An 11,989-nucleotide genomic window follows, 5' to 3' on the forward strand; every position below is an offset into this window, starting at 1 on the left:
TTATCAATTAATAAAACGTTTCCATTATATTTTTTTAAATAAAATGGAAACGTTTCAAATTAAAGGGAGAGATGTTAATGAAGAAGTATTTTTGCAAGTTCATGCTTGTGATCATTGTGGTTTTCTTTATTTTTTCTGGTTGTGGAAACGTTTCAAAAAAATCGAAAGATAGAATAAAAAATACTGGGGACATAAAAATTTGGGTTCAGTTTTCAGACGAAACTCCTGAAGGAAAGGCTTGGCAGACAATTGTGGATAACTTTAATAAAGAGTATCAAGGGAAATATAAGGTAATCACTGAATACATTCCAAGAAGCGGCAGCGGTGGTGGTTATGAAGATAAAGTGAATGCTGCGATCACAACGAATAGTTTGCCTGACGTTCTAACTCTAGATGGTCCAAATACTGCTGCCTATGCAAATGCAGATGTAATTGAACCGTTAGATGAATACTTAGATGATGCAAATATGGATGATGTGCTTGATAGTATCGTTCAACAAGGAACTTACAATGAGAAATTCTATGCATTTGGTTTTTCTGAATCAAGTGTAGGGATTTATTACAACAAGCAACTATTTAAAAAGGCGGGCATCAAAGAGGACGAACTACCAACGTTAGATAAACCTTGGACATGGAACGAGTTTAAAGAAGTTTGTCAAAAATTAGTGGATGAATATGAGTTACCAGCGATAAATATTCAGTTAGCTTCTAAAGATGAAATGCTGACTTATGCCTACACGCCGTTTATTTGGTCAAACGGAGGAGAAGTTGTAAATCAATCTGGGACAGAAGCTTTAGGTTATTTTAATGATCCAAAAAGTGCAGAAGCACTTCAATTTATTCAGGACTTAGTAAAAAAAGGATACACTACTAATACGCCTATTGAAAAAGGCTTTGAAACTGGAAAATATCCGATGCTTTTAAGCGGATCATGGACGATTGCTGATTTAAATGAAAATTATAAAGAACTTGAATACGGTATTTTACCATATCCTGTATCTAATAAAACAAAAAAATTAGTTTCACCAACAGGTAGTTGGCAAGTAGCGATGTCCTCTAAAACAAAAGAAAAAGAAGCATCAGCTACATTTATTAAGTATGTAACAAATACAGAATCAAGTAAAATCATGAGTTTAGGCAATAGCGTTTTACCTATTAGAAAGTCAACGATCGAATTGATCAAAAACGATGTGTCTGAGGAAATGCGCTTTCTAATGGAACAAAACCAAAAATCAGGTCATGCGCGTCCTGTTGTAGTAGCGTATCCTCAAGTTTCCCGTGCGTTTCAACAATCAATTCAAGATGCGAGCTATTACAAAGAAAATCCTGATGTACAAAAAATCGTAGATGTTCACGCAGAAGAAATGCAGCAAGTTATCGACAGGATGTTGAAGTGATAAAGGAGGAGAAAAAATGAATCGGAAACCAACAGTCAAGGAAAATTTAGTAGGATATAGTTTTTTAGCACCGGCACTTATTTTATTGACGATTTTTCTTTTGATTCCAGTGGGAATGGTTGCCTATTATGCTTTTACAGATTACTATCTACTGACCCCAGATAATCGGCAATTCATTGGTTTAGATAACTTTAAACAATTATTTAATGATCCAATTTTTATAAAAAGTATGCTGAATACAGCTAAGTTTGTCATTTGGATCATTCCAGTCCAATTGGGGGCAGCATTAGGAATGGCCTTGATTATCAACAAAAAAAGAAAAGGAAATTTATTATTTAAAGTAGCATTTTTTGCACCAGTTGTCATGTCTTTGGTAGTTATTTCCATCTTATGGTTGTATTTATTAAATCCGAATGAGGGGCTGATCAATTCCTTGTTAATGAAAATAGGGATCTCTGCTCAACCATTTTTAACGAGTCCTAAACAAGCAATGTACACGATCGTGTTTGTCTCTGCTTGGCAAGGTGCAGGTTATCAAATGTTATTATTTTTAGGTGGTATGCAGAATATCCCGCAAGATGTTTATGAAGCCGCTGAAATGGATGGCTTCACAAAATTTCAACAATTTCGTTATATTACACTGCCTTTATTAAAGCCGACAGCTATCTTTGTCTTATTAACAACACTTATCTCAGCGTTTAAGTTGATTGTTCAGCCAATGGTCATGACCCAAGGCGGACCAATGAATTCTACAATGACCATGGTTTATTATATTTATCAGACAGGTTTCACCGATCGAATGGTGGGCTACTCTAGCTCAATAGCGCTGATTTTTACAACCTTGATTGGTTTGATTACGATCGGTCAAAGAAAATTAATTAAGGAGGACAAAGACGAATGAAAAAAAAGATTGGACCACTAATGATTTTTGAATATGTTTTATTATTTATTTTAGCGGCATTGTTTATTTTTCCAATGCTTTGGATGATTGTTTCTGCTATGAAATCAAATGCAGAAGTTTATACAAACCTTTCTTCTTTTAAAGCTTTTTTACCTAGTCTAAATCCTGCAAATTGGTTTAAAACTTATCAAGAAGTCATTGAACGATTCAGTATTTGGACATATTTGCTAAATAGTATTTTTTATGGCATTACTTTTGCAGCAGGATCGATCATTGTTAATTCATTAGCAGGTTTTGCCTTTGCCAAAATCAATTTTACAGGAAAAAAAGTAATTTTTGGTTTCTTATTAGCACTTTTGATTATTCCAATGGAAACAGTCTTGATTCCTCAGTTTACAATTGTCAATGCATTGGGATTAGTTAATAGTCGTATTGCTGTGATTTTACCAGCTATGGCTAGTGCGTTTAACATCTATTTATTTAGAAATTTCTTTATTGCAATACCGGAAGAAATCATTGAATCCGCTAAAATTGATGGTGCAAGTATCGCTAAAATCTTTTTTTCAATCATGCTACCGATGTCTAAACCAGCGGTAGCGACCGTCGGGGTTTTATCATTTATCGGAAGTTGGAATGATTATATTTGGCCATTAATGGTATTGACAGATAAAAGTAAGTTTTCCATGCAAGTCGCAATTACAACGATTAATACGACACAACCCGTTTATATCAATCAGGTTATGGCGGTTTTAACAATTTCAACGATTCCACTAATCATTATTTATATTGTCGCTCAAAAATATATCCTACAAGGGTTGGGCGGTTCTGGTACAGGAATCAAATAGGAGAGAGAGAATGAAAGAAAAACTCGAACAAGCTAATCAATATATTAAAGAAAATAAAGGTAGAATTGATCCTGTTTATCGTCAAGGCTATCATTTGATGGCACCGATAGGCTGGATCAATGATCCGAATGGCTTTGTCTATTACAAAGGTGAATATCATTTGTTTTATCAGTATTACCCATATGATAGTATTTGGGGGCCAATGCACTGGGGACATGCTAAATCAAAAGACCTGCTCCATTGGGAAGATTTACCAGTAGCACTGGCACCAAGTGAGGAATATGATATAGACGGATGCTTTTCAGGAAGTGCAATTGAAAAAGATGGAAAACTCTATTTAATGTACACAGGTCATTATGAACGTGAAGGAATTAAACGAGAAGTTCAGTGTATGGCAGTGTCAGAAGATGGTATTCATTTTGAAAAATTTCTCGAAAATCCTGTAATTTCGGAACAACATATTGAGGGAGTTGCAGCAATTGATGATTTTCGTGATCCTAAAATAGTCGAACATGATGGTCTATATTATAGTGTAGTTGCCTCAAAAACAGCTGAACAAAGAGGGCAGATTTTATTATTTCAGTCAGATGATTTAGTTCATTGGCAGTTTACTTCTATACTTCTTAAAGGAGAAAAGGAACAGGGGATTATGTGGGAATGTCCCGACTTATTTCATTTAGATGGAAAAGATGTCTTATTGATTTCTCCTATTGAAATGGAGAAAAAAGAGAACTCTTATGAAAATATCAATTCTACTGTGGCGTTTATAGGAGAAGTAGATTGGTCAACAGGTCGTTTTACTGTAGATAATCATCATGAAATTGATTTTGGCTTAGATTTTTATGCTCCTCAAACTTGTTTTGATGAACAAGGAAAGCGAATTATGGTTGCTTGGATGCAGATGTGGGGGCGTAATATGCCGACGAATGAGTTGGGGCATCTTTGGGCAGGAACTATGACCTTGCCACGTGAGCTCCATGTAGTAGACCAACAAGTGATTCAACAACCGATTAATACAATTTATAAATTAATCACAGATAAAAAAAGAATCAAAAAGGAAAAATTAGAGAATTCATCCATTGAACTAGATAATATTGAAGCCAAGCAATTCTATATTGAGTTAAGTGGAACCCTAACACAAACTGAAAATTTAGCAATAAAGGTTCTGAGAACAAATGAGTCTGCCGTTGAACTAATCTATGAGCCTGCTACTGGTTATTTATCTATTAGTCGTGATAGCTTTGGTTTTAAGATTACAGGAATTGAAACAGAGCAATTAACAAAGCGAACGACAAGAGTTCCCCTAATAGACAATAGCCTTTTACTAGAGGTATTCAGAGATACATCATCAATAGAAGTATTTGCTAATGGCGTAGCAACGATGTCTATGAATTTTTATGAAAAAGAGCAAAGTGAACCACCGAGCGTATCCGTTACTGGTATGATTGAAAAACTAAAAATAAATTATGGAACGATCAAATTATAATCTATCAGGAAGAAGCCGAGATTAAAAGGGGTAGCTCCTCTTATTTCCGAAGGATCTGCTTTTTCTCGCCGTTTATTCGGATATAGAGAGCGCAACAAAACTGATTTTTAGTTTTGATGTGCTCTCTTTTAGTCTCATTATTTAGTTATATTTAGCGTTTAAAAGAATATTCCTATTTTTTAATCTAAGCGACAAGAAAAACAAGTAACGGAATGTATCATATAAGTAGTCATAAAAAAAATAAACCCTTCATACACACACTATATGAAGGGAAACACAATATGAAAAAACTAAGAACATAAGTATAGTAGCATTTTTATTTACAATTCTCAAATATTTAGCATTTTATGTAAATTTTTGAGAATTCATTTCGAATCAGAAAGAAAAAGAATACTTTTAGTTAGTTTATTATAGAAAAAACATGTGTCTCAAGATTTTTATCTGTAAAGATAATTAGATATCTAAACTTCAAGTGAGAAATGATCCAAACTAAATTTTTGGCCCGTTCTTTTGTAGAGTTATAAAAAAGCTATTTTTAGAATAATAATCTTAACCAAATCGTTCAAAAATAGCGATCGTAACTATTTTGAGCTTGGAACGTAAGAGTCCCAATCACTCTTATAATTTTTGTCTAATGATCAAAAAGCAACCCATAGCCCAAGGCACAAATCTCTCTAACGTAAGTTTTGAATGTAGCAGATGATTTGGAAACAGAAGGAAGTCCGCTGATTTCAGATATTCCCAGTCGTTTTGCCAATAATTTTGACCGATACATATGAAAATCACTTGTGACAATAACTGTATTTCCTAATGCTTGTTTCTTTTGAGCATTTTGAATATTTTCTTTGGTACGTGTGGATGTGTCTTCTATTAAAATTTGTTTTTGTGAAATGCCATTGCTTCTTAAATACTCTGCCATGACATTAGCTTCACTATCTGGTTCGTCAGATCCTTGCCCCCCACAAACAATCACTGTTGCTTTCGGATATTTTTTTAAATAAGGAATAGCCGCATCTAATCGTTCTTTTAAAACAGTACTCGGATAGGCATTGTTTTTTGAAGTGCCTTTTACTTGTGCTCCCAATATAAGTACCGTATCTGGCTTTGTTGTTGGCTGGTCTTTTGTTCCGCTGAAAATCAGAAATAAAACAAAGCCAGCATAAATAATCCCTACTCCTAAAATTAGTAACATGATTCTCTTTATCCATTTCATAACCTCACAACCTTTCTCATCTATTTTAGTAGATGAACAAGTTGAACGGTACTTGCCCTTTCTTTTTTAATCTTTTTTTAACGTTTTTAAGATAAAGTATAACACAATTGATGAGATTGCTTTATACTTTATCTATATAAGCTAAAATGGGGAGGGATAGCTATGCGTACAAAAGAAGAGATGTTTCAATTGATTTTAACGATTGCTGAAAAGGATCCCAGAATACTCGCAGTTGGAATGAATGGTTCGCGAACAAATAAAAATGCACCGAAAGATTTATTTCAGGATTATGATATTGTTTATATTGTGGAGTCGGTTGAAGTATTTCGCAAAGATCAGTCATGGTTAGCTGAGTTTGGACCGCGTTTGATCATGCAGACGCCGGAAGATATGGTATTGTTTCCACCAACAAAGGATGGAAGATTTGCCTATTTAATGCTGTTTGAAGATGGAAATCGAATCGATCTGACCCTGTGTCCAAAAGAGCAAGCTGCATACTGGAATGAAGGAGATCTTTTGGCTGAGATTTTATTAGATAAAAACCACTTATTGCCTAATTTAATGGAAGCAACGGATCAAAATTATTGGATCAAAAAGCCTACCCAAGAAGAATTTTCAGATTGTTGTAATGAATTTTGGTGGGTCAGTACGTATGTCGTGAAAGGTTTGTGTCGTAACGAGCTATTCTATGCAGCGGATCATTTACATGATAACTGCCAAAAAGAATTATTACGTTTACTGTCTTGGCAAGTTGCGGGAAAGCATGGTTATCACTTCAGTATTGGGAAAAATTATAAGTACTTGCCTAATTATTTGACAGAAGAACAGTATGAACAGCTAGTAAAAACAATGAATATTTCTAGTATTTTTTTGGCGTGGTCAGCTCTATTGTCCTTACAAAAGCAATTTGATTATTATGCTCGGATAGTTTCACAAAAAAATCACTTCATTTATGACCAAAAAACAGCTGAAAAAGTCAAGCTTTATACAAATAATTGGTTCACTAAACAAAGTAAACTTGCGTTTAAAGAAAATTAGAGAAATTTCCATGCCATTTTTAAGTTTATTGTAAATAAATTAGAATTTAATCAAAGATATTGCTAAATGGTCTTTTTTCCTCTCCTATATATGTGGTAGAATGATAAGTACACTGTATCAAAATTTTGACTGTTACTCATCCTGTTTGTCAGAAAAAATGAAAGTTCAGCATTTATACATAAAAACATGAATTTTTTCTCATGTGTAAGCAGATTAATTGAACACTGAGGAAATTTTAACTAAACTAGCTTTAAAATACAGTTATTAATTTAGTACGAATAGAAATTTTAACGATATCAAGAGGAAGAGGAGCTTCCTTTTACTTTAGTTTTTGAACAGGAAAAAAGTATTTCGTCAAAGTAAGCATATAAATCATAAAAAAGGAAGATAGCTCAATGGAAAATGAAGAATCAGTTAGTCGCTCGACCAAGAATGCGAAGGGATCCAAAAATAAAAATCAGTCAAGCAAGAAAAAGAAAAAATGGCTAGTTCCAATAGTGGGAGTATTGATTCTTTTAGCACTGGTATTTACTGGTGGCCTTGTTTATTTTCAATCTCATTTTTTCATAACGGCGAAAGCTAATGGTGTTGATATTAGTTTATTAAGTGCCAAAGATGCAAAAAGCAAACTTGAGGAATTGAACAAGTCAGAAGCTGTTGTGATCAAGGTGAACGATAAAGAAGAAAAAATCGAATTACCTAAAAAATATGAAATCTCAGAAGAGTATTTAAAACAAAACATCGGGGACCGCTCGATTAAGCTACCAGTCAATGAAGAGTACAAGACTGAATTGAAAAATAAACTAAATGAACTTAGCTTTGAAGAGGGGACACCTAGTCAAGATGCTCGGATTGAGAAAGTCGATGGTAATTACCAAATCATTCCGGAACAGACAGGGACCGCGGTTGATAAAGAAGCGTTGATGAATCAAGTACTTAAAGATGTTGAGGCTAATAAAGGGAATTACGTATACGATATTAAAGAATTTTATCAAAAACCAGCAGTGACTAAAGAAGATAAAGGCTTACAAGAAAAATTAACATTGTTGTCGAAAAAAGAAAACAAAGCAATCACGTTAGACATCAATGGTGAAAAACTGACCTTAACCAAAGAAGAGTTGCAATCATTTATGGATACGTCAGGAAATGTTGATGACAATAAAGTTTACGCATGGGTTGAACAAACAAACCAAAAATATGGTTCGATCTTCAAACCAATCATTTTTAAAAATGTTCATGGTGTAACAACAAAATACAAAAACAACGGTGGCTATGGTTGGGATATCAATATGCCGCAAACAAGAGATTTACTTGTCCAAGCAATCAACAGTGATAAAGAAACAGAAACAATCACAGTACCGATTGATGGTGATGTGACACAATCATCAACTGTTAATAAGGACTATGTAGAAATTGACTTAAACGATCAAAAGATGTATTTCTTTAAAGATGGCGTAAAAGTTGTCGAAACAGATGTTATTACTGGTCGTTATAACAAAGGAACCGCCACAGTTCCAGGTTTCCATACGATTTTATACAAAGATACGGATACAAAGTTAGAAGGCGAAATGCTTGATGGTTCAAGTTATAGTGTACCTGTAAAATATTGGATGCCGTTGAAGAGCTTTGGTGGTGTTGTTACACAAATCGGGATTCATGATGCAGATTATAAAGCAGAATATTTTGGGAACAAAGAAGCCTATAAAACCAATTTTGGTAGTAATGGTTGTATCAATACCCCAGGAGCTGCAGCTGCTCAAATTTTTAACGGTGCTTATGCTGGAATGCCAGTTATTATTTATGGACACATCTATGACGATGCACCTGGAGAATTTGACAAACCAGTTGATTATGGTGAACCAGCTTAAAGGGAATGAAAAAGAAGTCCGATTGGGCTTCTTTTTTTATGACAAAACATGAATTATTAGGAAGTTAAGAAATATAAAAGAAGAGATTGTGTATGACTGTTTTTGACAAAGCTGCGCACCATTATAATGGGTTTTCGCAGGTTGAACTTCTAAACCATTTTGAAGTAATTGGGTTCAAATCTGTAACTAGTAGAACGTTTGATCATAGGAAATAATTATATGAAGCAAAATGTGTCAAAGTTCATATTGACAGCTAAAAAATAAGCTTTATAATCATAAAATATGTTATGATTATACTAAAAATTAAAAATTATACGGGGGAAAGACGATGCCATTTATTCATGTTGATTTAATAGAAGGTCGTAGCGAGGAGCAACTAACAAATATGGTCAAAGACATTACTGAGGCCGTATCGAAAAATACAGGGGCACCTCAAGAAAACATTCATGTTTTTGTGAATGAATTAAAAAAAGATCGTTATGCGCAAGGTGGACAATGGAAAAAATAAGTTATTTAAAGAAATACTTGCTTTTTGGATTAAGAAGTGTTTAAATTAACACATAAATGATTGATGAGAAAGACAACTGAACTTGTAAGCAGTCTTTTAGAGAGGAAAATCTTGGCTGAAAATTTTCCAGACCCGCACAAGGAATGACCACTTTTTCCAACCTTTGTCGAAACAAAGGCGGTCGTACCGTTAACACGCTTGAGGAATACGGCTGTTTGCTGTGTTTAAAAATAGGTGGAACCACGAACTTTTCGTCCTAGTATCGGATATTTTTATCCGATACTAGGACTTATTTTTTTGCTCAAGTGAGATTATATTGTTGGAAAGTCGTAAAATCTCGTAATCAATGATAAAAAAATTGGAGGAAATAACATGTTAATTAAAATTACATTTCCAGATGGTGCAGTTAAAGAATTTGAGTCTGGATCATCGACATTAGACATTGCTAAAAGTATTAGTAACAGCTTAGCTAAAAAAGCTTTAGCAGGGAAATTCAATGGCAACTTAATCGATTTAGTTCGCCCAATCGAAGAAGATGGCTCAATTGAAATCGTAACACCAGATCACGAGGATGCACTAGGAATTTTACGTCACTCATCAGCTCATCTAATGGCCAATGCTTTACGTCGCCTATTCCCAAAAATCAAATTTGGTGTGGGACCAGCTATCGATTCTGGCTTTTATTATGACACTGATAATGGTGAAAACCCGATCACAGCTGAAGACTTACCAGCAATCGAAGCTGAAATGATGAAAATCGTCAAAGAAAATAACCCAATCGTCCGTAAAGTTGTTTCTAAAAACGAAGCGTTAGAATTATTTGCAGATGATCCTTACAAAGTTGAATTGATTTCTGAACTTCCAGAAGAGGAGACCATCACTGTTTACGATCAAGGAGATTTTGTTGATTTATGTCGTGGTGTCCATGTCCCCTCAACAGGACGTATTCAAGTATTCCAGTTATTATCAGTGGCTGGTGCTTATTGGAGAGGGAATTCTAACAATCAAATGATGCAGCGTATATACGGAACGGCTTTCTTCGATAAAAAAGACCTAAAAGAATTTATTAAAATGCGTGAAGAAGCCAAGGAACGTGATCATCGTAAATTGGGCAAAGAGCTTGATTTATTCATGCTTAATCCAGATGTTGGTTCAGGATTACCTTTCTGGTTACCAAAAGGTGCAACAATCCGTCGTACGATTGAGCGTTATATCACAGATAAAGAAATCAGCCTAGGCTATCAACATGTTTATACACCAATTATGGCTAATGTTGAATTTTACAAGAGATCAGGTCACTGGGATCACTATCATGAAGATATGTTCCCGCCAATGGATATGGGCGATGGCGAAATGTTAGTACTTCGTCCAATGAACTGTCCACATCACATGATGGTGTATAAAAATGATATACACAGCTATCGTGAACTACCAATTAGAATTGCTGAATTAGGGATGATGCACCGTTATGAAAAATCAGGAGCGTTATCAGGTTTACAACGTGTACGCGAAATGACATTGAACGATGGCCATACCTTTGTTCGTCCAGATCAAATCAAAGAAGAATTCTTGCGTACATTGAAATTGATGGTTGAAGTTTATGCTGATTTCGATGTGACAGATTATCGTTTCCGTTTAAGCTTAAGAGATCCTAACAACAAAGAAAAATATTTCGATGATGATGCAATGTGGGAAAGATCACAAACAATGATCAAAGAAGCTGCTGATGAAGCCGGAATTGATTATTTTGAAGCAGAAGGTGAAGCAGCCTTTTATGGACCTAAACTGGATGTTCAAGTAAAAACGGCATTGGGTATGGAAGAAACATTATCAACAATTCAAATCGATGCTTTATTACCAGAACGTTTTGATTTGACTTATGTTGGTGAAGATGGTGAAAATACACATCGTCCATTAGTTATCCATAGAGGAATCGTTTCAACTATGGAACGATTTGTAGCTTACTTGACAGAAGTATACAAAGGGGCATTTCCAACTTGGTTGGCACCAATCCAAGCAACAATTATTCCTGTATCCGTTGAAGCTCATTCAGATTACGCTTATGAAGTGAAAAAACGGCTGCAAGAACAAGGTTTACGTATTGAAGTAGATGATCGTAATGAGAAAATGGGTTACAAGATCCGTGCTTCTCAAACACAAAAAATTCCATATCAAATCGTTGTCGGCGATAAAGAAATGGATGACGCAACTGTGAATATTCGCCGTTACGGTAGTAAAGAAACAGAAGTGATCGACTTGAATATTTTTGTGGATAGTATGGTTGCTGATGTAGCAAATTATAGTAGAAAATAATCAAGAAGAGGTTGGGACAGGAGTGTTTAATCCCGAGAAATAAGAAGGGATTCACGAAAATTGCTCTTCAAATTTTTGTGAATTTCGGCTTATTTCCGAAGCCTTCAAATCTTAGTGCTTTAGCACTTAGAATTTGATGTGATCGAAGCGAAGCGTAGTGATTGCTTCTGCTCCCACCGTTTATACGGATTCTTTGAGTCTGAGATATAATGATGTGACCCCCAAAAGTTGTACGTGAAAAATACAATTTTTGGAGGTTATTTTTTATGAGTTATTATGAGGTAGAATTCAAATTAAAGCTAGTGAAAGAGTACCTAGAAGGGCCTCTGGGCGGACGAGCCTTGGCTAAAAAATACGGACTCCCATCAAATGCCTTAATTTACAATTGGAAACACTCCTATCAATTATTTGGGAAAGAAG

General features: G+C 34.8%; 9 protein-coding genes. 8 read left to right on the plus strand and 1 reads right to left on the minus strand.

Annotation, left to right across the window (positions count from 1 at the left end):
- Positions 1-77 precede the first annotated feature (77 nt).
- From BCR24_RS08385 to BCR24_RS08400, 4 genes are read left to right on the plus strand one after another with little or no spacing between them, the layout of a single operon-like run.
- Entirely contained in the window at positions 78-1,397 is a 1,320-nt protein-coding gene (locus BCR24_RS08385) for an ABC transporter substrate-binding protein (protein WP_083244359.1), read from the plus strand.
- 16 nt (positions 1,398-1,413) lie between these two features.
- Complete coding sequence (locus BCR24_RS08390; RefSeq protein ID WP_069640105.1) at positions 1,414-2,298, plus strand: carbohydrate ABC transporter permease; 885 nt, start codon at positions 1,414-1,416, stop codon at positions 2,296-2,298.
- On the plus strand, positions 2,295-3,143 hold the full coding sequence (locus BCR24_RS08395; RefSeq protein WP_069640106.1) for a carbohydrate ABC transporter permease: 849 nt from the start codon (positions 2,295-2,297) through the stop codon (positions 3,141-3,143). Before BCR24_RS08390 ends, BCR24_RS08395 begins: the two co-directional genes overlap by 4 nt.
- Before the next feature lie 10 nt (positions 3,144-3,153).
- Positions 3,154-4,629 (plus strand): glycoside hydrolase family 32 protein, encoded by a 1,476-nt coding sequence (locus tag BCR24_RS08400; RefSeq protein WP_069640107.1) that lies wholly within the window; start codon positions 3,154-3,156, stop codon positions 4,627-4,629.
- 631 nt (positions 4,630-5,260) lie between these two features.
- Here BCR24_RS08400 and BCR24_RS08405 read toward each other — a convergent pair.
- A complete protein-coding gene (locus tag BCR24_RS08405; protein ID WP_069640108.1) occupies positions 5,261-5,842 on the minus strand; it encodes a YdcF family protein in 582 nt (193 codons plus the stop codon).
- A 162-nt stretch (positions 5,843-6,004) separates the two neighbouring features.
- Here BCR24_RS08405 and BCR24_RS08410 point away from each other — a divergent pair, with 162 nt between their 5' ends.
- The 4 genes from BCR24_RS08410 (at position 6,005) to thrS (ending at position 11,569) form a co-directional block, all read left to right on the plus strand.
- On the plus strand, positions 6,005-6,880 hold the full coding sequence (locus tag BCR24_RS08410) for an aminoglycoside 6-adenylyltransferase (protein ID WP_069640109.1): 876 nt from the start codon (positions 6,005-6,007) through the stop codon (positions 6,878-6,880).
- A gap of 395 nt (positions 6,881-7,275) precedes the next feature.
- Positions 7,276-8,748: a L,D-transpeptidase family protein gene (locus tag BCR24_RS08415; RefSeq protein WP_069640110.1), complete on the plus strand. Its 1,473-nt coding sequence runs from the start codon at positions 7,276-7,278 to the stop codon at positions 8,746-8,748.
- A 328-nt stretch (positions 8,749-9,076) separates the two neighbouring features.
- On the plus strand, positions 9,077-9,256 hold the full coding sequence (locus BCR24_RS08420; RefSeq protein ID WP_069640111.1) for a 2-hydroxymuconate tautomerase: 180 nt from the start codon (positions 9,077-9,079) through the stop codon (positions 9,254-9,256).
- A gap of 372 nt (positions 9,257-9,628) precedes the next feature.
- Complete coding sequence (gene thrS / locus BCR24_RS08425) at positions 9,629-11,569, plus strand: threonine--tRNA ligase (protein ID WP_069640112.1); 1,941 nt, start codon at positions 9,629-9,631, stop codon at positions 11,567-11,569.
- The last annotated feature ends 420 nt before the right edge of the window (positions 11,570-11,989 follow it).

Origin of the sequence: Enterococcus ureilyticus, from assembly GCF_001730315.1 — a bacterium.
In the GTDB taxonomy this organism is placed as follows: domain Bacteria; phylum Bacillota; class Bacilli; order Lactobacillales; family Enterococcaceae; genus Enterococcus_L; species Enterococcus_L ureilyticus.